Origin of the sequence: Nostoc sp. (genome assembly GCF_036917975.1) — a bacterium.
GTDB lineage: Bacteria > Cyanobacteriota > Cyanobacteriia > Cyanobacteriales > Nostocaceae > Nostoc.
This window is the reverse complement of record NZ_JBALEJ010000024.1, coordinates 210,228-235,099: the sequence shown is the minus strand read 5'-3', so window position 1 is coordinate 235,099 and position 24,872 is coordinate 210,228. Positions and strand designations below refer to the sequence as shown.

20 protein-coding genes and 1 CRISPR repeat array are annotated in these 24,872 nt (G+C 40.6%); of the genes, 2 read left to right on the top strand and 18 right to left on the bottom strand.

Annotated elements, in window-relative coordinates; all coding sequences use genetic code 11:
• Positions 1–330: 330 nt before the first annotated feature.
• The 15 genes from V7K76_RS09535 to V7K76_RS09465 form a co-directional block, all read right to left on the bottom strand.
• The gene (locus V7K76_RS09535) at positions 331–1,035 is read right to left on the bottom strand and encodes a mobilization protein (protein WP_334776416.1); all 705 of its coding nucleotides are present in this window, start codon (positions 1,033–1,035) and stop codon (positions 331–333) included.
• A gap of 539 nt (positions 1,036–1,574) precedes the next feature.
• Complete coding sequence (locus V7K76_RS09530; protein ID WP_334776415.1) at positions 1,575–2,291, bottom strand: pirin family protein; 717 nt, start codon at positions 2,289–2,291, stop codon at positions 1,575–1,577.
• Between the two features lie 500 nt (positions 2,292–2,791).
• The gene (gene dps, locus V7K76_RS09525; RefSeq protein ID WP_334776414.1) at positions 2,792–3,367 is read right to left on the bottom strand and encodes a DNA starvation/stationary phase protection protein Dps; all 576 of its coding nucleotides are present in this window, start codon (positions 3,365–3,367) and stop codon (positions 2,792–2,794) included.
• 115 nt (positions 3,368–3,482) lie between these two features.
• Entirely contained in the window at positions 3,483–4,535 is a 1,053-nt protein-coding gene (locus V7K76_RS09520; protein ID WP_334776413.1) for an aldo/keto reductase, read from the bottom strand.
• Positions 4,536–5,145: 610 nt separating this feature from the next.
• Entirely contained in the window at positions 5,146–5,439 is a 294-nt protein-coding gene (cas2, locus tag V7K76_RS09515) for a CRISPR-associated endonuclease Cas2 (RefSeq protein WP_334776412.1), read from the bottom strand.
• Positions 5,436–6,413: a type I-D CRISPR-associated endonuclease Cas1d gene (gene cas1d / locus V7K76_RS09510; protein WP_334776411.1), complete on the bottom strand. Its 978-nt coding sequence runs from the start codon at positions 6,411–6,413 to the stop codon at positions 5,436–5,438. The genes cas2 and cas1d overlap by 4 nt, the downstream gene beginning before the upstream one ends.
• Before the next feature lie 259 nt (positions 6,414–6,672).
• On the bottom strand, positions 6,673–7,263 hold the full coding sequence (gene cas4 / locus V7K76_RS09505) for a CRISPR-associated protein Cas4 (protein WP_334776410.1): 591 nt from the start codon (positions 7,261–7,263) through the stop codon (positions 6,673–6,675).
• An 8-nt stretch (positions 7,264–7,271) separates the two neighbouring features.
• On the bottom strand, positions 7,272–8,111 hold the full coding sequence (cas6, locus tag V7K76_RS09500; RefSeq protein ID WP_334776409.1) for a CRISPR system precrRNA processing endoribonuclease RAMP protein Cas6: 840 nt from the start codon (positions 8,109–8,111) through the stop codon (positions 7,272–7,274).
• Positions 8,080–8,871: a type I-D CRISPR-associated protein Cas5/Csc1 gene (gene cas5d / locus V7K76_RS09495; protein ID WP_334776408.1), complete on the bottom strand. Its 792-nt coding sequence runs from the start codon at positions 8,869–8,871 to the stop codon at positions 8,080–8,082. Before cas5d ends, cas6 begins: the two co-directional genes overlap by 32 nt.
• A 109-nt stretch (positions 8,872–8,980) precedes the next feature.
• Positions 8,981–9,985 (bottom strand): type I-D CRISPR-associated protein Cas7/Csc2, encoded by a 1,005-nt coding sequence (gene cas7d / locus V7K76_RS09490; protein WP_334776407.1) that lies wholly within the window; start codon positions 9,983–9,985, stop codon positions 8,981–8,983.
• 318 nt (positions 9,986–10,303) lie between these two features.
• A complete protein-coding gene (gene cas10d, locus V7K76_RS09485) occupies positions 10,304–13,225 on the bottom strand; it encodes a type I-D CRISPR-associated protein Cas10d/Csc3 (protein WP_334776406.1) in 2,922 nt (973 codons plus the stop codon).
• Positions 13,226–13,284: 59 nt separating this feature from the next.
• Positions 13,285–13,740 (bottom strand): hypothetical protein, encoded by a 456-nt coding sequence (locus V7K76_RS09480; protein WP_334950698.1) that lies wholly within the window; start codon positions 13,738–13,740, stop codon positions 13,285–13,287.
• Positions 13,718–15,436 carry a type I-D CRISPR-associated helicase Cas3' gene (gene cas3, locus V7K76_RS09475; protein WP_334950700.1) on the bottom strand — a complete coding sequence of 573 codons (1,719 nt, stop codon included), beginning with the start codon at positions 15,434–15,436 and terminating at the stop codon, positions 13,718–13,720. The genes V7K76_RS09480 and cas3 overlap by 23 nt, the downstream gene beginning before the upstream one ends.
• Positions 15,437–15,793: 357 nt before the next feature.
• Positions 15,794–17,216: a CRISPR direct-repeat array (repeat unit 37 nt; unit sequence CTTTCAAATAAATGATTCCCGGCAACGGGATTGAAAC).
• A 16-nt stretch (positions 17,217–17,232) separates the two neighbouring features.
• Positions 17,233–17,895: a Uma2 family endonuclease gene (locus tag V7K76_RS09470; protein ID WP_334776404.1), complete on the bottom strand. Its 663-nt coding sequence runs from the start codon at positions 17,893–17,895 to the stop codon at positions 17,233–17,235.
• A 26-nt stretch (positions 17,896–17,921) separates the two neighbouring features.
• The gene (locus tag V7K76_RS09465; RefSeq protein ID WP_334776403.1) at positions 17,922–18,206 is read right to left on the bottom strand and encodes a hypothetical protein; all 285 of its coding nucleotides are present in this window, start codon (positions 18,204–18,206) and stop codon (positions 17,922–17,924) included.
• Positions 18,207–18,448: 242 nt separating this feature from the next.
• Here V7K76_RS09465 and V7K76_RS09460 point away from each other — a divergent pair, with 242 nt between their 5' ends.
• On the top strand, positions 18,449–19,435 hold the full coding sequence (locus V7K76_RS09460) for a helix-turn-helix transcriptional regulator (protein WP_334776402.1): 987 nt from the start codon (positions 18,449–18,451) through the stop codon (positions 19,433–19,435).
• Positions 19,436–19,511: 76 nt separating this feature from the next.
• Here the strand turns inward: V7K76_RS09460 and V7K76_RS09455 are convergent, their stop codons facing one another.
• The 3 genes from V7K76_RS09455 to V7K76_RS09445 form a co-directional block, all read right to left on the bottom strand.
• A complete protein-coding gene (locus V7K76_RS09455) occupies positions 19,512–22,679 on the bottom strand; it encodes a plasmid replication protein, CyRepA1 family (RefSeq protein ID WP_334950703.1) in 3,168 nt (1,055 codons plus the stop codon).
• A gap of 212 nt (positions 22,680–22,891) precedes the next feature.
• Entirely contained in the window at positions 22,892–23,044 is a 153-nt protein-coding gene (locus V7K76_RS09450; RefSeq protein WP_334950705.1) for a hypothetical protein, read from the bottom strand.
• 81 nt (positions 23,045–23,125) lie between these two features.
• Complete coding sequence (locus V7K76_RS09445) at positions 23,126–23,953, bottom strand: carbohydrate ABC transporter permease (protein ID WP_179065204.1); 828 nt, start codon at positions 23,951–23,953, stop codon at positions 23,126–23,128.
• A 181-nt stretch (positions 23,954–24,134) separates the two neighbouring features.
• Between V7K76_RS09445 and V7K76_RS09440 the strand changes: the two genes are divergently transcribed.
• Positions 24,135–24,833 (top strand): aldehyde oxygenase (deformylating), encoded by a 699-nt coding sequence (locus V7K76_RS09440; protein WP_334776399.1) that lies wholly within the window; start codon positions 24,135–24,137, stop codon positions 24,831–24,833.
• Positions 24,834–24,872 lie beyond the last annotated feature (39 nt).

Sequence of the window (24,872 nt, the reverse complement as noted above, 5' to 3'; positions counted from 1 at the left end):
CCATATTTAAATTGCATAAGCTGGGGGGGCAAGATGCCATTGGTGTCAACTTAAGCTGAAACTCTTTTAAAACCTCGTTTCCAGCCTCCGGCTGGAAATGCTGCTCTTGGCGGCTCTGCCGCCAGCAAAAGAGGCAGAGCCTCAATGATGAGCATTCCCAGTCGGAGACTGGGAACGAGGTAATCTAAAAGCTAGTTCTAGACTTGCTTTCACGTTAAGTTCACACCAATGTCAAGATGCCCACCCCACAAGAGTTATGTTTAATTCGATTATGCAAATTAGATGTTTTTTAGCTTATCAAAAACCTACCAACACAAGCTGACGGCAAAACTATTCAAGTTTTTCATACCAGATACCTACTTTCTCAAAAGCACCATAAGCAAGCTTCAGAAAATTTACCACTCTCTGTTTCCCAATTATCCCAAATTCTTTATACTCTCTAGCCTCTGCAAACGTTAGGCGATTTTGGTCAATTATGTTTCTTTCTCTATATGCTAACTTCGGAAAATCCATAACTCTTATCTGATATTTATTGACTATGTTCTGAAAGTTGGAGTCTGACTCTAGATGCTCCCAATCATCACACAGCCCTAAATTCCTCACCAGAATATGGGGGATTTTATCACCGTAGGTATTCACTGACTGAGTAAATAGGTTGATGCTGTCGTATCCTCCTGTGGATACAAACCATTTGCAAAACGTTACTCCCTGCGAACTTCCTAGTTCAATTAATTGGTTAGATTCAATCCATCCTTGTACTGCTCTATGGGATTGTGCAGCTAAATTCACAATTACTGGCTTCTCTATCGCCCACTCAAATATTCTATCTGCCTTATTTGACTGTCGTTCATTTTCACTAAAAACGGCATATTTACATATCTCCTTATATACTCCCGCAACATCTGGATTCGATCTATCTGTCTCCACTGGTACGAACGGGATTTTCTTATCCAGGCAGTACTGAATCATTGTCCTGGTAAAGAGAGATTTTCCTACCCCGCCTTTTTCTCCATCCACAAAATGAATCGTCGGCATTACAGCCACCTCTAATAATTATTAAAGTCTGATACATCTTTCCCAAACTAAGAACTTTTTGGACATTTGCCGCCCAGTTGTTTTGTTGGTTTTATGAGAAAGTATAACCGTGATTTAGATATAGTTTTAATAATGCTTGCTCTAAAGTCTTCGGATGTTTTGCTACAGCCGTTTGAATTTCGCTATAGGTATGGTTTGCAAGCAAATTGAGTGCTTCTGTTGAAGTAAAATGATTTTCACAGTAGTACTTTTTTACTATAAAAGGGATACATACAATTTATGTCCCTGGTTTACCTCACCCTCAATCCCTCTCCTTATAAAGGAGAGGGAAGCTAGAGACAGGATGAAGCAATTAGGGGCAATTCATGTACATTAGTGTCAACTTAACGTGAAACCGCTTGTCCGACGGGAATTTCAATTCCCGTCTCATAGCTAAAGTCATCTTCAGATGACTAATATATCGCCTATATCGCCAAAAATCTCCAGTCTACTTCAGTAGACTTAAGCTATTAGCCAGTTTTAGCAAACAGACTTAAAAATTAGCCTAAATCGAAAAGCAAGATTTCGCCGCCGATGTTGGTGCTAATTTCTAGCTGTTCTTTGCCGTTGATTTGTACACCATCACCGGCTCTGAGTTCCTCGCCATTTAAGTTGACTATGCCTCGCGCTATTTGTAACCAGGCGTAGCGATCGCTTTTTACTTGATAATTAACAACATCACCTGACTCTAAAACCGATGTGTATAAATCAACATCTTGGTGAATTGTCACAGCACCATCGCGTCCATCTTTAGCAGCGATTAAGCGGAGTTTGCCTTGCTTTTCTTCGAGAGGAAAAGTTTTTTGTTCATATCTTGGCGTTATTCCTTCTCGATCGGGGAGAATCCAGATTTGTAGTAAGTGCAGTGGTTCAGTTGGTGAAGGATTAAATTCACTGTGGCTGATCCCAGTTCCAGCGCTCATAATTTGGGCATCACCAGGGCGAATCACCGATCCAGTACCCAAGCTGTCTTTATGCTCTACAGCACCTTCTAAGATATAAGTGAGGATTTCCATGTCACGATGACTGTGGGTAGGGAATCCAGCACCAGGGGCAACGCGATCGTCGTTGATCACGCGCAGAGAGCGAAATCCCATGCGGTTGGGATCGTAAAAACTACCAAAGGAAAATGTGTGATAACTATCGAGCCAGCCCATTTTAGCGTGACCACGGGCATTGCGATCGTGAATTAAGTGGGTAATTGTATTTTGAGACATAAATTTACCTCGTTGTTAATTGTTTTTAGAAGAATTTAGATTGAGAATTCTGATTGATTAGACCTAATTTGTAACTATTTAAATAGTAAATTATATACATATAAAATGAAAAGTACGCACTTAAAAGTGGCGTACTTACTAAAAAGATACTGTAAGATTTAAGAGATGTTTTCAATTGAATGGGATACACTCTTTGAAAACTAAATTACTGCAATTTCAATTTGTGAACAACAAGATTAGCTGCTAGTGGCGTGGCAAGGTTAAAATAGTGCATTAGACGTAGGTTGGGTGGAGGCTTTGCGTAACCCAACATCCTGATAGTTGGGTTGCGCTCCGCTCCACCCAACCTACAATTTTTTCTGCTTGACATGCCGTTAGTAGTCTGTCAAATTCATTTTGATGGTTAGAGAGACGCGATAAATCGCCGTCTCTACAAGTAATTTACCCATCAATTATTTCATTGACAGACTACTACTAAATCTAGTGTTTCTCAAAAGTGCTTATTTTACACCAGCAGGGATCTTTTGAGTTTTAGTAGTAGCCGCCGCTTTGCCATTCTCTGCCTTAATTTCTGCTACTTGCAGATGAGCTTCTAAGAACCAGAGTCGTTTGTCAATGGTGCGGGAAATTTCGGTGTAAAGGTCGGCAGTATCCAGGTCGCCTAATTCATCAGTTTTATCGATCGCTTCCCGGAGATGTTTAGCATAGGATGCAAAGCGATCTGCCAAGGCTGTCACATGGTCTTTGCCATCCAAAATATCTAAGGGGTATTCTGGCAGGATCGAATTACTAGCTGCGGCGCGAACTGTTCCAAAAGCGTATCCGCCTAAAGCTGTGACGCGTTCAGCTACTAGATCGATGAACTCTTCCAATTCTCCAGCAATTTCATCAAATAATAGGTGTAGCTGATAGAAGTCAGTTCCTTTAACATTCCAGTGCGCTTGCTTGGCTTGGGTTTTTAGATCCGAAGTAGCTGCCAAGGTTTGGTTGAGAAGTACCACGATTTGCACACGCGCTTCGGCGGGAATGTCAATGCGGGTGGGGTACAGACGTGATGAAATGGTGTTGTCGGTCATAGTTCTAAGTTAATGCCTTTTATATCTAACTTTACAGATTTGGGGTGGCTGTGCGAAACTCTCTGGCGACAGATTATATTAACGCCTGAATGTGTTACTGTTAATGACTATTGGGTTAACTGCGATGGTTTTCTATGGTGTTAAATGTACCACCGAAAAGGCGATCGCGAATTGTATCATTCTGCAAAAAGTCATGGGGGAAACCCAATTCAATTTTACTCACTTCATCTAAGCGTTGCAGATGTTCTGGGGAGAGGCGGACTTCTAAGGAAGCTAAGTTGTCTTGAACCTGAGTTAATTTACGTGCCCCAATAATCGGAATAATCACACCACTTTGAGCTAGTAACCAAGCTAATGCTACCTGTGAGGGTGTATGGCCAATTTCTCCTGCAACTTCACTGACAACTTGAGCGATCGCTAAATTTCGTTCTGAAATAGTTCCTAAAGCTGCATTTGCTAATCGCCCCTGTTCGCTACCCTCTTGAGGAGGCTGATTATACTTACCTGTCAGCACACCACGACCTAAAGGCGACCACGGTGTTACTGCTAAATCAAAGGCTTTGGCCAGTGGTAGCAAGTCTCGTTCTGGTGTTCGCTGAATTAAACTATACTCAATTTGCAGGGCGATAAACTGTGTCCATCCTTGGTAATGGGCGATGGTATTTGCTTGAGAAACGATCCAAGCGGGTGTATCAGAAATACCGATGTAAAGTACTTTACCTTGACGGACTACATCATCAAGCGATCGCAAGACTTCTTCAATCGGTGTTGTAAAATCCCAAGCGTGCAACCAAAATAAATCAATGTAATCGGTATTCAGCCGTTTCAGGCTACCTTCTAAAGACTGAATTAAATTCTTGCGATGGTTTCCACTGGCGTTAGGGTCGCCCTTTTTGTCATTCATTCGTAAGGGAAAGGAATATTTTGTCGCAACTACAAAGCGTTCCCGTTCTTTAGCAATCAACTCACCGACAATTTTTTCACTGCTACCATCGGTATAACCGTTGGCGGTGTCAATGAAATTGCCCCCTGCTTCTACATAGCTATCAAAGATTTTACGACTTTCGTCAACAGATGCACCCCAGCCCCAATCTTCACCAAAGGTCATAGTTCCCAAGGAGAGTTCCGAGACTCTTAACCCGCTTTTGCCCAAGAGTTTGTATCTCATGAATATTTTCTCATTAATGAAAAAACTAAGCAAATATCGTTCCAAAGGCATGATAACTGGAAATCAAGGGGATATTTGAGGATAAGCTTTTTAAAGAAGTCGGAAGTAAGTTTTGTGATGCTTTTTTAAAGTGCCTGGGATGATAGTTTCAATCCCGTTGCCGGGAATCATTTATTTGAAAGTTTCCCGGTCAAGTACCTGGACAACATGAGATCCGTTTCAATCCCGTTGCCGGGAATCATTTATTTGAAAGTTTTTGTCAGTTATGTTGTCTCCCGTCTCTTGTTTCAATCCCGTTGCCGGGAATCATTTATTTGAAAGTTTCGACAAAGACCAAATCCTGAGCAAGCGATTAAGGTTTCAATCCCGTTGCCGGGAATCATTTATTTGAAAGTCCGCGAGCCAGAAGCTAAATATAGAGCCATTCCCGCCAGCAATTTTGGCAGGTCTAATTTAAAAGTCCGTTTCCGGGATTCATTCGTAGGCTCTACATTCATACGTAAAACGCTGAAAGTATTAACTTGTCAAGGTTCTGTCGATTTGGCGGGAGGTGGGGGGTTTTCGCCCGTGCTTTGCCCTGCCAAAAAATTTCACCGCCATTATATTAACATCATACTATTATCGTCTCTTCTTGTCGAGGTTGCTCGGAACCGTAGGTAATAGTCTTACGCACCGCTCCAGCATCCAAAACATAGATACGTACTGAATCTTCGGCTGGTTTAATCAAATTTTCAACTTGAACCTTTAGTTTAGCAAACTGCATGGCAGTCAAAAAACATTCAAAAACGCTGTACTGTGTCCAAGTTCCATAACCGGAAAGCATTTTATGTAGTTTTGTTCGCCGCTTATTCGCCGCTTTACTATCGGGCAAATCGTAAATTATGAGATAAAACAAAGTACTCATCGCAGTGTTAGGGCTTTATAGGGAACCCCTTCTTGTAAATGCCGACTTAATAAACGTGCTTGCAATTCAATAGCACGACGATAGCTGCAATGATAGCCAAAGGTGGGATGCTTAAACTCGTCATTCATTTTTCGTTCCCATGCTTGCAAAAATTGTTTGCGTCCGGCTTCGGAAAGTCGATAAGCACCGAGATTATCAGTAAAATCATCGGGTTTAATTTCTTTGTGACTGATAACCGAAAGTATCAAATTATCCGCAACCAACGGGCGAAATTCTTCCATTAAATCGAGAACCATTGCAGGTTGTCCTCTAGTGGCTTCGTGCAAATAACCAACGTAAGGGTCTAAACCAGCGATATGTACCGCAGCCGTTACCTGAACTTGCAAAAGTCCATAAGCAAACCCCAATAAAGCATTGACCGCATCAGTGGGAGGACGACGATTTCTGCCATTAAATGACCATTGTTCCTCAAGCATCACCGACCAAGCCGCAAAATATTCTCGTGCAGCTAATCCTTCAACCCCACGGACTTCATCGAGGGTTGTTTTTTCTTTAACTAGCTGTTTGCGAGATTTTAGGGGATTGTCTTTTTGGTCGTGGCGGTATAAAACACTATATTGATTGTGGATTTTGCCCGTCACAATAGTTTTGACAATCTCCAAACGATGGGCTGCATCACAGTAAGCAGCATATTGTGCTAGCCGCAACTGACCATTACGCGAGTATCCCGGAAGCGCCGAACCTAAATATTTACCGAAGCCAGAAAGGTAATGTACAGGCATTCCCAATTCCAAAGCATATACTAAAGCATCGCCAGTCATCTGGGGATTTCCCATCAATACGACTTGTTCGACAGTTTGGGCGGGAACTGATTTTTTCTCCCAGTTGCCATCTTCTTGTTTTAAGGCGACTTTAAAAGCTTCCGCAGCTTTACTTAAAACTGCATCGGGTTGAGTGACGTAGAGAATAGACATGTTTTTCCTTTGTAATTGTTCAAAACCTAACCCCTCCCTAACTAGCCCTTTTAATGTGACTCGTAAAATCTCTGTTTTTCTCTCTGCGTTCTCTGTGCCTCTGCGGTTTAGAAGTGATTTATTTAACCACAGAGACGCAGAGAACACAGAGTTAAGAGATTAAAGAGGAATTTTTTGATCAAAATTTTTACCGACCTTGAAAGGGCTATCTCTCCCTAAGCCTGCCCAGGCTACTTGTGTGTACACCGAGGGGAGAAGTTTAGAGAAGGCCTTCCAGACGTAATTTTTTGATTTCTTTTGGCAAGCAAATTTTCTGCAAGCTGCAATCTTGACACTTTTTTGGGTGGTCAATTGGTGGTGGCATTGCTTTGCCAAGTGCAGCCCGCGCCGCCTGAATTGCTTGTTCTGTGGCTTGTCGCAATTCGGGAGTAAAGTTTACTCGTTGGCGGCGGCGGTTGGCGTAGTAAAAAATTTCTCCGTAGGGAATGGAATCTCCAGTGCGTTCTTCTAAACACAAAGCCGCCCCGCAGAGTTGGAAATGGTCGCTGAGGTGGTTGGCCATGCGTCCCTTTTTAAATTCCAAAGGGATTAGCTGGCGATCTATTTCTTCTACCGCATCAATGATACCGTTGATTAAGAGGCGATCGCACCACACCCACTGATGTCGATAAATTACCTTATCACCTTCAACAGATTTGCCTTCATCATCAACATTGCGGTGCAGATGACGACCAATAATTATATGTTCGTTATCGGCATTTTCCCCAAGTTCGTATTCCAGAAAAAAACGACGCGGGCAATATTCCCAAGCATTTAAATAAGCTAGGGGTAGATAGTATTTTTCGTCCATTTATCTTTTCACTTTTTTTTTGAATTTTGAATTTTGAATTTTGAATTCGCTATTTGCGTCTGTCCCATTCCCATCGCAGTTTTACGTCCTACCCCCGCAAAGAAGGCAAAGTTTGCCAAAATAGTCGCAATTCGTGCCGTTTCAGCATCACTAAATCGGTAACAAACCCAACCCTGTGCCCCAACTTCCGTACCTCCTTCCATCTTCAGGGCATAAGTTTTGAGTTCGTAGGCTGTCACCAAAGCATTCCATTCACAATTAGGAAGATGATATTGTTCCGGTGCAAAAATATTCCACCGCCGATGTAGCGAGTTAAATACTAATTCGGGTAATGGAAATGTCTGCACACTTTTATTTTGTTTGAAACTTGTAGCAGATAAAAAATGCAATTCAATATCATTTAAAACCTGCGCTGGATGAGATAATAAAGCATAATCAGCCGCACCTGCTAATTGGTGCATTCCCGGTAGTGCGTAGAGATGACGCAGTACAAACGGGAAATCTGCTAATACTAAAGATTGAGTTTCTGAACATTCAAACCCGCGCATCAACGGTTCAACTAAAGCACCATCTAATAAACTAATGCGAAAATAAAAATAATCTCCTACACGCACCCCAGCTTGACGGCGATTTCCTAACAAAGGCGAAATAGTCAATGGTGGATTTTGACTTGCATGGATAGTTTCAGCTACAGATGGGTTTGCGGCTGCTAACCATTTGAGTACTAGGGCGTGTAATGCACGAGATAAAGTAGGGGGAATATCCCCCACAGCCGCAGCCGCAAGTTCAACAACAATTGAATGTAATGTCGAAAATTTATGCTGCTGCAACGACGTTTCCGGCTCCATAAAATATTCCTGTTGGTAGATAAATTTCTTCTGGTAATTGTTGGGTTTGCTGTGTGGTCAACGTTGACTTAAAATCTTGCCAATCATCTTTTTTAGTGACTAAATATTCACCATGTAACTGCGCCTGACTTACCAAACTCACAGGCGGCATAACAATACGGTTATAAAGTAGAATTCGAGTCGAAGTTGGCAAATCTAACGGGTTTAAAGGATGCAGACAGGTGTAATCACCAGATTTATTTTGGATGACTTTATCAGGAATTTTTACCGCTTCAACTCTAATTTTTGAAGCCCATTTACCCAAACGTATCCAACGTGGTAACTTGATAGTTTCTGGGGCGATAATATAAGTACGATATTGACTACCTACAGCTAATTCTTTAGCCCTTCCGTAATTAATGGGATAATTTTTATCCGCACCTTTATCGCCAAACTGTTTTGACTTGCCATAATACCCAACTTGAGCCGCTTTAAAAGTATTAATTTGATAAGACCAACTGATAGGTTGAGCAGGGAATACATAAATTCCAGCTTGATTGAGATGGAGTAAATTTTGTTCAGCATTTGCATCTAAATATGTTGGTTTTTGTGCTAATTCTCCTTGCAGTCGGTATGGTTGAGGGATATAATTAATAGTAAACAGTGCAAAACTCAGCCCCCAATTATGTAAATATTTTTCAGTTTCATAGAGAATTCCCATCTCACGCGTAGCGAAGAAAACATTATCATGTAGCGTCAAAGTGCAGTGATATAGTGCCATAGCAAGCAATTTTTGATTGTAGAAGTAGGGTGTGTTATGCCGTAGGCTAACGCACCTTAATTTATCGATGGTGCGTTACGTTGAAGCGATAACGCACCCTACGAGATAATTACGAATTAGTTTTACCTTTCTTTTTCAAAGCTCCAAAAGATTCTGCATAGGCTTTAGTTTGTCCATATAGTGAAGCTATAGTTTCTAATAAACGCGCTTCATCTTGATAAAGTGCGTTAACTTCAGCGACTAAATCATCTAACTGTGAACCAAAAATTAACTTTGTTTTGCGTACAGGTTCGTCATTAAGTAAATTATTCGCCACCGTTTCTATGTGTTGTAAAACATCACTAATTGGAGCATCGATATCACCTTTTAAAGCATCGTGAAGTGCTTGAGTCAAATGCAAATTACTAAATATTTCACCATCGCAAAATGCAATTCCTGCCAGATAATTTCGCATTGTTCCCGTGCGCGATTCTTGAGCGCCGTATCTTTTAGTGCGTAATAAATTACCTAAAACATACAGAAAGCCTTCATAAGTAGAGTCGCGTAGAGTTTCTATTGTGGGAAATGTTACCTCTGGAATAACGTGATCTAATTCGTTAATACTGCTTCGCATTTCGCCAGCTTCACTCATTGTTCCACCTTCAAAGGGTGCATTGAATGTAAAACTGCGATGAGATGATTCGTAAGCACTCAAAGAAAAAGCGGAGTCAGAATACACTTTAGAACGTTCCGAACCACTATCACCGATCGCAAAGCCATAAATAATACAATCTGGACATTTTTTACAGGATTTCTCACCATTATATTCGCAGTATTTATCTTTATTTACATCATCCGCGCTGGTAAGATTTAAACCACGCAGTAATTCGCGTCCAGCCAGTCGTTCCGGGGTGGTTTGTTTGCGCTTAAACATTACTAAACGGCTGATTTGTTTTTTACTTTCATCTGTATTACCTAAACCCGCTTGGGTGCGTGCTGTGTTGAGAATTCCATCTGTTTGGAATACAGGGAATGACTGACTATGACGTAACAGAATGAAGTGAATATATTTCCCAGAAGCCAAGCGGGGGAATGCCGATTTAAATTCAGATTTTAAGGTTGTGAGAATAGTCATGATTTTGCTCCTGATAATTTATATTGAGAGGGTAATAACAATTCAAAATTCCAAATGACGCTCGCGGACTCGCTAACGCTGCGCTAACAAAATTCAAAATTAAAGACATTTAAGACGTTCGCGTAGCGTCTCGTAGAGAAGAGAAGTGCCTTGCGCGGGTTCCCCGTGTTGTGGCAACTTCGGGGGATTTAGCGAGAAACGCGGTCTTGGGATGCATCCCAAGTGGAGCGATTTCTCAAGACAAACCCCGACTGAAATGGGTGCTACATGTAGATGTAGTGGTCTTAAACCCTTTAATTTACGATACAAAATGAAAAGTTAGGATACTTTTGCTGTTTTCTCTTGCAAAGCTAACCAGCGATAAGCAAATTCAGCACCCGATTTAATCCGGTTACGGTTCTCTTGTAATAAAGCGCGATCGCCTTTATAAAGTTCCAAAAATAATTCGCGGACACAGGTTGTCATAAACGTATGAATTGCAGTTAATTCCCGTTCTTCTCTTGTGGTTCTATCTGTTGATTTATCCATCATTAAAGGACGCTTATAAAATTCTTGACGCGCCAAAGCATCTTTAATTTGTCCAGAGGCTTGCAAAATTAAATCATCCACATCAACTTGTTGGGGAACTGACAAAATTATCTCCAATGCTTTGGATAGGGGTAGTAATATTGTGTGACTAGATTCGCCAAGACTTGCTTGATAAAACACGCGATATTGTTTTACCAATTTTTCAATTAATGTCATCAAATAAACTCCTTCATTTGTTTCTGATTTATCTTGTTTTACCCAGAATTGGGCGTATTGCCAATAACGTTTAACTTCTTCTTGGCTAGGTATATCTCGTTTATCACGCCGTAATCCTTCTGTTGCTAAACAAAAAATATTGAGTACATTTGTTGTCACCTCCCGCACTGTTTTAATTAAATCTCGCCACTTAGCATCTGGCGGTGAACTGCGGGTATCTAAATGCAAACTGTAGGCAATTAAAAGTCGCTGCATGGCATTTTCAAAATCTTGAATACGCAATGAATTAGATAATCCTAGTAAGTTCCAAAATGATGCAGGTGCATCGAGAATTACAGACTCTTTAAAATCGCGATCGCTGTTATAAATTGGCACAGAACTACTAGTAGCTATGACCTTTACTCCTAGCAATATAGGTAGCGATAACGCTAAAAAAGCGGGTTGTACCCAAGCATCGCTGAGTGTTTTCCCCCTTGTTGTCGTGTAACTCATGGCGATAAAAGGCAAATCTTCTTTATTGTATTTATCCTCATGAAAGCGTCCTAATTTAGCCTCATCAGTTAACCAAGGGATTGATTGCAAAGCATTAATATTCATCTCCTTCTCTAGCCATTGCTTGTGGACATCCCAAAGATTGATAAATTTCATATTATTGACTAACAATTTGATAGCAGCAGCCGTCTGTGGAGAATAGACATAAGCAGGGAAAATATATAAAAATACTGGCTGTTGTTCTTCTAACTTTCCGGCTGGTACTGACCAAAAAGCTTGTCGCAATAACATTTCTAGAGCATATATTTTGGAAATTCCCCGTTTAATTTGTCTACCTCCAAGGGCATTTTTATTACTATATTGCTGTGGTTTAAATAAAACTACCGAATCCATCTGATCTTCAGATGCAAACTCACCAGAACTTAAAGAACAAATTGGTTGTTTAGCTAGCTTTGTTTTCGCATCAGCATAAGCTGTAAACTCTACACAAAATGACGGATGATTACTTTCCCATCCTTTAACTTCTAAATATTGCGCTAAATAATCAGAGAAAATCTCACGAATCGGGCTAGAATGTGATGGTAATAAGTTATTTTCACTCGCCCAATTAGCTAAATCTTCCGCCCAAATTTCAATGCGTTCTGAAATATATTCTGGTTTAAAAGTTGCGTGATTCGCAACATAATACGCTGCTGCATGATACCAGCCATAATTTACACCACCCGATTGAACTTGGGTTTCTTCGGGTGAAATTTTGTCTTGAATTCCTAATTTATTCAGTATCCAATTGATGTATTCTATTGAATCAGCAAAAAATTCTTTTTGAGTTATAAAGATAAATTCGGCAATTCTATCAGCACGAATATCCGCACCTTGATTGATAAATTCTCGCTCAGTTTCAGTTAAAGATAATTTCTCTAATCGTTTGGGAGTTGCAGGGTCTTTTATATTTGCTACTTTGACCTCAATTACCCGTGGTAGCTTGGGAATTAGTTCGGCTGGGGAAAATAATTCTAAAGTTTGCGGTGCTACTTTTAAACCCTTCCCATCTCGCTTAAAACCAATATCCCCACCCAACATTTTACTACCCAAAACTCCGCTAACTTGACTCCAAATAAATTCTTGGAGTTCGTGAATATCTGGAGTTTCAATATCTGCTGATGCTAGATAAATTACACCTTGAGCAAAAAATAAAATTGGCTCCCAATTTAGTTGTTTAGCAAAGTTCATTGTGGCATTATGAATACCATTACTCAAAATACCGATGGTATCTCGTAAGCGATGATAAACCAAGCTTTTATTAATATTTAAATACCGCAATCTTTCCCGCAGTCGTTGTCCTCCGGTTTGAGTGTCTATATCTGCTGGATCGGTAAAATGTACTGCAATATCACCAAAAGCAAGCAGATGACGTAGGGGAACTTCTAAACGGCGACGATCTTTAATTTTAGGAAGAGGCCAGTTAGCAGGGTAAAGATTTGTGCCAACTTTGTTTTGGGTATTTTGTGCCAAGTAAGCAATTTCTGTTAAATACTCCTGCCATTCTGGCCAAAATAATTCAAAGTTGAGTTTTTCTCCTAAATCACGGCAGAGATTAAGAATTTCTTCGACTTCCCAATTTTTCGGTGTTTCTTCTCCTTGTCCGTTGCAATACTTGTTGTAATCGTGCAATGTTAATCCTAAACAAAGTAGATATTTTTCAATCTCTGATAAAGGTTGAGGTAAATATTTACTGATGTTCCAAGCTGTAAGTAAGCCATTGAGAACGTGAACTAGTAAATTTTGATCGGCATAGTTTGAATACCTTTGTGCGTTTTCTTGAGCATAGCGATCGCCAAGCTGAGATAATATTTGATAATGTGATTCGTAAGAACCACCCAAGGCTGAAATTAAGGAAAATTCTTGTTCTAGGGATGGTAGTAGTTTTTGGATATATAAATGCAGAATTGGGTCTGTATCTTTGGGGAGAGTTTCTAGGAGTAGGGTTTGGAGTAAGGTGGACATAATTTTTTTTAAACGCAAAGGGACGCGGAGGGAAGCGCAGAGGTGCGCGGAGGGGAATTTTAAAAGATGGAAGATTCAAAGCGGGTACTAGTGAATTTTTTTAACCGCCATTTTAAAGCTTCGAGAAGTAATGCATCTTGATTAAATGCACAAGCATAAGCTTCTTCACTTGCATCAACTAAACGATGTAAACCAAATAATGGGCTGAGATTAAGGGTACGGCTTACTTCCCAATGGCTACTTAATTTATTTTTGTTAACTGGCACTAAAAAAGTAAGTAGTTTCTTTTGCCGTAAACAAGTAACCACGTCAGATTGAGGATGTCCAATTAAACTTAATTTATCTATTAAAGAAAGTTCGCCAAACTTTAATTCGCTACTTGGACAATTTGATTGCAAACTAATATTATTAATTCGTTCGTCAACCCATGACTGAATGCGAAGATAAACGTTGATAAAATCTTCAGGAAATTCTTCTTCACCGCGTCCTGACTTATCCTGACTTATTCGCTGCATTTAAAAATGTCTCGCGGTCAATAATTTCTACCAGTGCATAAGGTAATAATCGCAGTAAATCATAAGTGTAAAAGTTTTTCTCATCCCAAACCGCAGCTTGTAGGGTTGAACCTCCGCGAAAACTTAAAAGTTGTTTTTGGGTGGCTTGACCAACAGGGTTATTTTGCATTGCAAACCACTGTTTACGTGCTGATTCCAAATCTTGAGAATATACGCGTTGTAAGTCTTCCGTCATGCGATCGCGCACTACCTGACTAACCTTTCTATTCTCTTGAGTCATCCGCGAAAACATCCCCTGTGCTTGCAATGCACCCCAACGCTGGCGATATTTTTCAAACTCCTTGGGGGGATCAAATGCAGTAGCGATCGCATCTGCTAAACTATCTCGCGTCACCCTTTGATTTACACTAAGTTTTTCTTGCAATCTCGCCATCACCCAAGGAGTATGGCCCGGAACCAAAATAAATGCTGTATAGGCCTTAAAACCGGGATGTCTACCCAAACGTCCCAAACGCTGCATCACCGTCGCCGAATCACTGCTTTCAAAAATCAACAGGTGAATTTTAAAATCCACACCCACATCAACCGCAGATGTACCCACAACTAAAACAGGCGCTTCAGCGTCTTTCAAGTTACTTTGCACCTGCAATCTTTGCTGGCGATCGATGCGTCCGCTAATTTCTTGAACGATAACCCCCGGTAATAAAGCTTTCAGTAAACGAGTCACCTGCCCAGCTTTCGCTTTCGCCACCGAATTCACAATAATCAATCCCCTCGCTTTTGACTCCGCATTCAGAATTTCCTGAATGGTGGGAATCATTTCTTTTAACCATGTCTGCGTGTCTGCATCCTTGGCTAATTCCACAAACTCTAATTCCACAGCTTGCAGAATTTGGCGAAACCCAGTTGTTTCCTCACTTGCATAAACTCCCTCAACCGTAGCCACCTTAAAACCTGCTTTGCGTAATTGTTCAATAAAATCAGCTTTTGGCGTTGCAGAAGTAAACAAAAACCGTCTGGGACGAGATTGATTTTCTTGGCTGCGACGAATGAAAGCCAAACTATTTAAAGCAGCAGTTTCTTGATGACTACCAAAAATATGAAACTCATCAAACACCCACAAATCAGGCCATTCCGCCAATACCAACGGTAGTCTATCTCTACCATCAGCCGGATCAAAATATTGAAAGTGAGTGATGTAATGGAAAATATCAGGATTAGTCAGCAAAATTGGTTTTTGTTGAATCGCCAACAGCAATTCTTGAAACTTGTTACTCTTAACAGCTTGCTTAACCCGCCGACTTAATTCCGCACCAAATAAACGGTCTACTCGTTGAGAAGCATCTAAACCAAACAGATTATTATAGTGATATTGCTGTTCAGCTTGGTCTTCCACCAGTTCGATTGTCGGATACAACCCCATAATCCGAAAATCAGGATTGATCAGTCCTGGTAAATTTGCACCCAGCGTCTTACCATCACCAGTTGCAGCTTGATTACAGATAATATCTGCATCTCCATGTATAATTTCTTTATAAGTCTTCGCTTGGTGCAATGATAGAGGACAAGCACATCCAAGCGGTGGCTGGAGCTTGGGAGCCTTTTGAGCGACAAGACATTCAGAGGTACACCCAAGGGGACAATTCTCAACTCCTGGGTTGAGTTGAGAGTAAAGAGGTTGTAAAAAAAGTTTCACCTTACTTACCCTGTCTTATTGCACCCAGTTTAGTACTGGTTTTGGGAATATTGTTATCAAAATTTGATATCAATGTCTTTTCTTTGCTTGACCGTGGATAACTTTTGTAAAGTTACATTTTGTCAAAGTGAGAAAATGAGCTATATAATCTGTAAGCAAGCCAAATTTTTGGCACGGGAAAGCACGGGCGAAAACCCCCCACCTCCCGCCAAATCGACAGAACCTTGACAAATCAATAGTTTCACCGTTTTGAGTATTTTTTGGTTCGCTGTTAGCAATGCCTGAAATAGACTTTTAAAACAGTCCTGCCAAAATTGCTTCTAGAACTCGGTCTATAATTAGGGTGTGGCTCGCGGACTTTCAAATAAATGATTCCCGGCAACGGGATTGAAACTTGCCCAGATTGGCTAAAGAGTGCGGGGTCATTCAGCTTTCAAATAAATGATTCCCGGCAACGGGATTGAAACATTACAGGTACTCCACAGCAACACATAGTCTATGGCTTTCAAATAAATGATTCCCGGCAACGGGATTGAAACTATTTGCAGTTTTCGCTGGGCTGGCAAGTGACGCCGCCTTTCAAATAAATGATTCCCGGCAACGGGATTGAAACATTTGCTATCGAAGATTGAAACCAAGGCAAAAGTAGCCTTTCAAATAAATGATTCCCGGCAACGGGATTGAAACCCTTCATTAATACTCTCCCTGCGAATATAATAAGCACTTTCAAATAAATGATTCCCGGCAACGGGATTGAAACAACACCCAACAAGAACACTCTTTCTCGGTTTTGAGCTTTCAAATAAATGATTCCCGGCAACGGGATTGAAACATAGTCAATGTAAGCCCGTAACTTTATCAAGTCTAGCTTTCAAATAAATGATTCCCGGCAACGGGATTGAAACGATTCTGGAACAACTGGGCTAATGCCATCTTCTTCTTTCAAATAAATGATTCCCGGCAACGGGATTGAAACTCCCGCAGCGTTTAATGCTACCCATGAAGATAGTAGTAGCTTTCAAATAAATGATTCCCGGCAACGGGATTGAAACTTAGCAAGTTGAGGCGATCGCCAGCGTATGTAAACTTTCAAATAAATGATTCCCGGCAACGGGATTGAAACGATTTATCCCGCGTGATCGGAATAAATCCATAGAACTTTCAAATAAATGATTCCCGGCAACGGGATTGAAACCAAAACTACTAAAAAGCAGAAAGATGAAAAATGAAATATTTCAAATAAATGATTCCCGGCAACGGGATTGAAACCTTGAGCAATGAGCGATGGCAAGTCAACTGTATCTAACACTTTCAAATAAATGATTCCCGGCAACGGGATTGAAACATGCTTCTCGGATGAGCGATCGCAGTGAGAAGTCGGGCTTTCAAATAAATGATTCCCGGCAACGGGATTGAAACGAGACAATTATTTTTTTCGGCTTGGCTATCTGTGGCTCTTTCAAATAAATGATTCCCGGCAACGGGATTGAAACCATAGAGAGGGTAGCCCGCGACCAAGCATTCTCAACCTTTCAAATAAATGATTCCCGGCAACGGGATTGAAACGATTTCCATCTGCTGCTGCTGGTCCTAGATTTAGTCTTTCAAATAAATGATTCCCGGCAACGGGATTGAAACATCTTCCAAGAATATTGTTTTATTACTTGCAAACTTTCAAATAAATGATTCCCGGCAACGGGATTGAAACGGCTGCAAATTTGGGGCCAATATTTCCAACATTTGCTTTCAAATAAATGATTCCCGGCAACGGGATTGAAACGTTAACTGTCAACTATTTAAAGTGTGTTCGGATCAATTCCTTGCTGTTGTAATCTGGCTAAAAGATTTTGCAATTGTTCTTCAGGTGTTGAGTATCTGTCACCATACTCATCATACCAATATAACCATTCCCGCATCCTTCCTTGATAAGTACCCTGTTCCCGTCCAATACCTAAACCAATTTCTGGCATCAAAATTTTATCCCCTAGTTGTAAAATGTATTTACCTTCAACTAAGCGATAAACTTCTAAGCGTTGACGCTTCCGCCGGAGACGAGTTGGTGCATAAATCACATAATACAAAATGCCTAATTGGGCATAATCAATTTTTTTCTGTTCGTATTCGCCGTTGTAAGTTTGAGAAACAACTTCTAAAGCTAAAATTGGTGAAATGCCTTCTTCTTCCCACAAAACATAACTAGAACGTCCATTTTCTCCAACAAAACGTTCTACACCTAAACTCAAGAAACCATCAGGAACTATAGCTTCTTTACTGGGTGTATGATAAACTCCCATATTAATCCCAAAAAACCAGTCATCGCGGTTTTGCCAAATGGAAGCTAAGATGGCTAACAATAGGTTAGGAATTAATATTTGCAGTTCGTTATCCACGGGAGTATTATCTGAATCTGGTAATTCTGCTGATGAAGGTAAGCAGTCTAACGGATTGTAGTTGAACATAACTAGTCCTCAATCCTCAATACTTGTTACGCGCTGGTGTATGAATTAGGTATCATTTCTGCACTAAGGCGATAGCGATTACCTGGCTTGTGTGTATCCGAAATGGTAAATACCAAAGTCCCGTAAATATATGGGACTTTTAGATTATCTTCTTTTGCCAACCTTAAAACATCTTTTGCCAAGATATCTTGCTTTGCTAGTAACTTTATTATGTCGCTAACCTGTGTCGTTGTTAGATCGCTGACAAAAGGTATTCGACAGCGTTGCAAATTAAGATGCAACTCCGGCGATTCTAAATTATAATTTTTCATTAAGGGGATACCTCCTTAAAAAAAGTACAAAGATATTGACAGCACAACAGCAATTTAATTTGTGCTTTCAAAAGTAAAAATTCAAACGAGCGTCAAAGGAACTGGTACTTCCTTTGACGCTTATTATTTTCAATAAGTGTAGCACCTACTGAGATGTTCGTAAACACCAATCTAAAAATAGATGTTGTCATTTTTTGATATCATTTTCTGACTACACCTTTTTAAACGGACTATCCCATGTCATGTCTTCTAAACCCGATAGCAATTACAACCAAATCGCCTTTGCTCTAGAAATTCTCAAACTTCTAGCCGAAAAGCCACGGCGGCGTGAAGAATTAGCCGATTTACTCTCAGTTTTTCTCGAACAGCATGGCAAATCTACAGATGATGCTGATGTTAAGCAAAAACTTACCCGCACGATTCGCAAACTTAGAGACTGCGGTATTGAAATTAAAAGCGCACCACACCATCCCTACGAACTAGTCGAATCAAATTTCCCCGTACTTCTCTCTACCAAACAGCGAGAAGCCCTTGCAGTAGCCGCATATTTCCTAGCTGATATGGGCTTTTCGGCGCAAGCAAGCCAAATTCAACGCATCGGTAACTTAACAGAGTCAGATATTCCAGCCTTTATTAAAGTTAATTTTAGTCCTCCCGTTGACTATAGCGAAAATAAATTAGATATCATCGTTCGCCAACTACAAGAACGCCTTGTGCAACAATGCCGCTATACTATTCGCTATCAAAGTAAACCCGGAGCAGAAGGACGAATCTGGGATATTGACCGTTCAGAACTGCGACTACACGATGGTGTTTTGTACCTATTTGCATTTATCCCTGATTGGCGTTCTTGGCGGTTTGACTATTGGCATAACATCGACCAAAATCATATCTTTCGCCTTGACAAAATCGCCAGCGTTGGTGCTGCATCCGATACTCATTGGATATCTTGTGACTTTCCCACATTGAAAATCTGCTATCGCACGAGTGGACAACTATCTAATTATCAACCTCGACGCAAGGATGAAATGATTATTTACAGCGACCCAGAAGGAAATTTCTGTGACATCGAAGCAACAGTAGATTATTGGTTTTGGTTTCGCCAGCGCATCTTAAAATATGGGGTCAATGCTCAAATACTAAGTCCACAAAACTTAGCTGATGAAATTAAAAAAGAGTACGAGAAGATATGGAAAAAATTATCATCAGATGAAAATAGTAAAAATTAAAGGTTCCTCAAAGAATTTGAAACCCACGGAGGTGGGTTTTGCCCGTATAGCCGCGAATTCCATTGGCCAGGGCAGGCTATATCTGAGATAAAGACAGAGTAGACCTAGATAATCTATCGTCTACCTTTCCAGGCTTCGTTTGCATAATTTCAAACTTGCAGTCTGAAGAATAATCAGGTAACTCATAACCAACACTCTTAACATGAGCCAACATCAACTCATCTCGTTGATGCCAAACAGCAAATATTTTCTCTCTGCCATCATATAGGGTTTCTAAATCAATTTGATAAACCTCATTGACTCGCTTCAACTTCAAACCCAACAAATTTAATAGTCGGCTGAGTATTTTTATTGCCAAAACCTGCTCTTTTTCACCAACTAAATTAATCCCAAGCGCTCTTTTAATATGCTTACTATGCTGAAAAGCAACATTTTTTAGCAATATTAAATCTGCATCATTTTCAGAAAACTCTCGTTTTTCTTCAATAAACTGAAGCATTCCTAATGCTCTCATCGCTTCAACTTTGAGCGTGTAAGTTTTTAAATCTGGGAGAAAAACTTTCCCTTCACCCCAAGACAATTGCTGATGCCATTCTTGCTCATCTCTAACGTGAAAATATTCGCTCTCGTGAGTTAAGTAATAGTGAATTAAAAGTTGACGATAATATCCTTGGTCATCCTGCAACTTTAGCCACGGAGTAGCTTCTACACCATACCTTTGTCTAATAACATATTTGTTGATTTGATTCCGTTCTCTATCAGTTAGAGAATGCTTCACTAACAATTGCTCATATTCGACATAATCGATATCTTTAGCATTAGCTACAGCAGTTGCTAATGATAGTTGATTTTGCTGCTTAATCTCTTTGATTTTACGTTTAATTTCTTTGGCTTTTTGACGGCTTTGTGCCCAATCTTTTTGAACTTTGACAATTTCTAAAACTAATCTTCTACGAGTAGCTAAATCATCGGCATCAGTTGCCAAAAAGGCCAGGCGTAAATCTCGAATAATATTATTGTGAACTGCATTACTCCGCATCTGAATTTGATGCCCATCAGCAACTAAACCATCTTGCATTGATTGCCGATAGAGACGAATAGAAGCATTTACCCTTGCAGATAACTTTGCCCAAGTTCGCAAATGAATCGGGTCATAAACTAAAGGTAAATCCACATCTATTTTATGTAACGGACTCAGCAAAGCTAAGTTTTCTTTTTGATTTTCCTGATACCAATCAGATAATAAGCGATAATTTGTACTCCCACTACCAATTAAACCAATACCTCGTTTAGCGCACCAAACAATACGCGGCACATCATCTCTGACTCTTGCTAAAGCTTGTCTTGCTTCCGAGTCAGGAATTACCCCTTGAAAAATGCCATAAACTCGGTCGAAATGTTGGACATCAATACTAATTCCTGTACCAAGGCTAGGGGTAACAAAAACGCCATCATATTCCGATATTTTTTGATTAATCGCAGCAATAAAATCAACTGCTGCATGACCAGGTGTATTTGTGGTGTGACTACTAACTACCAGAGTTTTAGGAAATTGTCGCCGTAATTTTTGTAGTCGCTCTTTTAGATAACGTTCAATTGTGTCACAACTATAACGCCCAGCGCGACTATCGGTAGTAACATAACATTTACGTCCAGCAAGTAAATCTAATTCTAATTGGTGAATTAACGGTGTTGGATTCGGCGAATCATAAAAAGTCACATCCCAACCATGTTGAGGCTTCCACTGGTTGAGAACTACCCAAGGTGTTAATTTAATTCCTGCCAATCCCTGTAAATATTCTAGCGAAACATCTGATAAATCAGCATCTTGGGCAATTACTAACCCTCCAGTTGTTAAAACTGTCGCAATTAGTTGCTGGAATAACTTTAATATTTTGACACGTTTGTATTTACAAGTATTACTGTTTAACAGATGCCATAGAGATTGCTCTACTTCGTCTAAAATTAATATTGCCCCGCGCCAGTTTTCCGGGTTAAGTTTCCAAATCGAATCCACACACAAGCCGAGAGATTGCTGAGGAAAAGGAGAGCGGAGGATAGGAGGAGCGGGGGTAAGCGTTTGATCAATTTTTTTATCCCCATTTTCTTTATTTGTTCCCCATTGAATACCAATCTTTTCACACAAAAATCGTCCAAGTAGGATTCTATGGGTAATTAATAAAACTGGTTGTTTTCTATTTTTCGCCTGCTGAACAACGCTTTGCAATGCGGTAGTTTTTCCTGTTCCTTTGGCTGATTTTACTCCTACTAATCCAGAAGTGGGGAAGGGAATTTCACCTATATAAGGACGGTTGAAGGTGAGTGCAGCCGGAATGCTTAACTCGGTGTGGGGTTTGGTTTGAGCAAGATAGATTTCTAAATCAACACTTTGGCGATAAAGTTTATCGAAACTACTTGCACCCTTAGCAATAATAAATTCATCAACCCCTTTTTCCATTCCTGGAAGTTCGATGACTTTAACAGGGCAATTTTTTTGCTGGAATAAACAACCAAGTTGAGAAATAGCATTATTTACAGCAGCGATTGTCTTGGGCTGAGTTTCAAAATCAAAGCAAATGTAAAAACTGCGTTTTGTAATTGCAAAGGCTGCTAAATCGGGAATTAGCTGACGACGGGTGACTTTGCCAAATTCATCTTTAACAACCCGATAACCACTGGTAATTCCGGGAATGGCAATAGCTACATATCCTTGCGTCAACAAGGTAGCTGCTTTCTTTACACCCTCGCAGATAACCAGGGGAATATTCTGTTGCATCACCCATTGCCAAAAGCCTCCAGCTTCACCATCAGGAGTAATGGAGATATTGTCAGGCATGACCAGATTGTAACGTTCAGCCACTTGCTGCCACACTGGCAACGTTACCCGCAAACAAAACACCCGCGTTGGTGTGCTGGGAGGATGCTCATATTTGATGGACTTACCATTGTGATTTTGTCGGGGTTGGTTTGGCTTAAAACATCCCCATTCCATCATTTGCCAATTATTCAGAGGGTCTAGTCCCGAACACCACCAACCACCTTCAGTGATATGAGCATAACGCTGCAACCATCCAGCTTTCAACATTCCAGTATTGGTGCGGGGGAGTAGCTCAGAAATCAATAGGTACTCATAAGCTGTTACGCCTTGGAGTGACTTAAAATTGAGTTGCACTAAGTGTAAGTCTATACCACTGCTCTTGACTAATTCTTCAAGGTGTTGGGGGTGTAAATAGTGCAGATGCATAGGGAAAGGCTCGGAGGGAAAGTCAATGAGATTAAAACACTAACATGCATCTGCTTTTTTTCTATAAGCGAGATTGCGAGGCTTTTGTGATACTTTTTTTACTTCGTTACAGGAGACACATCGGTTAAGACTCTAGTGGGTTATTCTACCTATTAGATCCCCAAAGTAATATTTTTGTATTGTGATATTTGTTCGATTTTAATTTGGATTTATCAGTAAATTTCTGTGTAAAGGAATGCGATCGCCACAGGCCAGCCGCAAGTATCGGTATAATGAGCAAGGCATACACAATTTCTGGTATTCAAACTCTTGGAGTCACTGCCAATAATGCATTGGGCATTGGTAACTTCTTCCCCATGCCCCATGCCCTAAAACTCCATCCCGCAAGTGGCGTGGAGTTTTATTATGTTTTCCTACCGGATTTCTTTTTATGCCGAGTTTCCCTACTAATTTTTAATGCCTGTCGCCGCAATACCCTGAATAAACTGACGCTGACCGATAAGAAATAGTACCATCACTGGAACTGTGGCGATCGTCACCGCCGCCATCATCAAGGGCCAATTATTTGTAAATTGCTCTTGAAACTCAGCTAACGCCAGTTGTACAGTCCTTAATTCTGGTCGTGTTGTAAACACTAAAGGCTTAAACAAATCATTCCACTCACCGATGAAGGTGAACAAAAACAACGTCACTAACGCCGGACGGGCCAAAGGTAACATTACCCGCCACAAAATTTGCAATCGGTTCGCCCCATCTATAGCTGCGGCTTCCTCTAACTCCACAGGAATTGTCTGGAAATATTGACGTAATAAGAAAATCCCAAATCCGTTGACCGCAGTGGGTAAAATGAGTGCCCCATAAGTATTTATCAAGTGTCCCCACTTCAAAACCAAAAAGATGGGAATCACCAATAACTGAAAGGGAATCACTAAAGTTGCTAAAACGACTAATAGCAGTGCTTGGCGTCCCCGAAACTTCAATCGCGCTAGGGCGTAACCAGCCAAAGCAGAAGTGACAATCTGAAACGCCGTCACCGCGATCGCTACCAAGGTAGAATTAGCAAACGCCAGCAAAAATTTTCCCTGTTGCCACGCAATGCGGTAATTTGCTAAAGACCAGTTATTTTTGGATAAATTTTCGGGGCTGGCGGCGGTTGGTGCAAAGGAGGTGAGAAAAACCACAAATAGCGGTAGTAGAACGATAAATGCCCCTAGCAGTAAGACTACTAGGCTCAAAAAATCGCCAGATTTCAGATTCGGGTTTGGTTTAGACATAACTTGAATTGCAAAGCATTTATTTCGCTAGTACTACAGCATCGCCCCCTAGCAACAGTTAATCTATTAAACATAGTTACTTGTTAAGTTAAATTAAACCACAGAGATTGTTACCCTCAGTTCATAGGGTAAATTGAATCCTGGTGTCAAATAATTCAGGTTTACAGGAGTAAACATAACCATGCAGCAGCTTGCAGACCAATTTAAAGAATTAGATTTCAAGAGCGAAACATACAAAGATGCTTATAGCCGGATCAATGCGATCGTGATCGAAGGGGAACAAGAAGCCCATGAAAATTACATCACATTAGCGGGACTGCTGCCGGAATCTCATGATGATTTAATTCGCCTTTCCAAAATGGAAAGCCGCCACAAGAAAGGATTTGAAGCTTGTGGGCGCAATTTGGATGTCACCCCAGATTTGCAATTCGCCAAGGAATTTTTCTCTGGACTCCATCAGAATTTCCAAACAGCAGCCGCAGAAGGAAAGGTAGTCACTTGTCTGTTGATTCAGTCTTTGATTATCGAATGTTTTGCGATCGCAGCATATAACATTTATATTCCCGTCGCCGACGCTTTTGCCCGCAAAATCACTGAAGGAGTAGTAAAAGAAGAATACAGCCATCTCAACTTTGGAGAAGTTTGGTTGAAAGAACATTTCACAGAGTCCAAAGCTGAACTTGAACTTGCAAATCGCCAGAACCTACCCATCGTCTGGAGAATGCTCAACCAAGTAGAAGGTGATGCCCACACAATGGCAATGGAAAAAGATGCTTTAGTAGAAGACTTTATGATTCAATACGGTGAAGCATTGAGTAACATAGGTTTCACAACTCGCGATATCATGCGCTTGTCAGCCTACGGACTTATAGCCGCTTAAAAAAGTTAGGAGTAAGGAATGATCAGTGAGAAATTATGA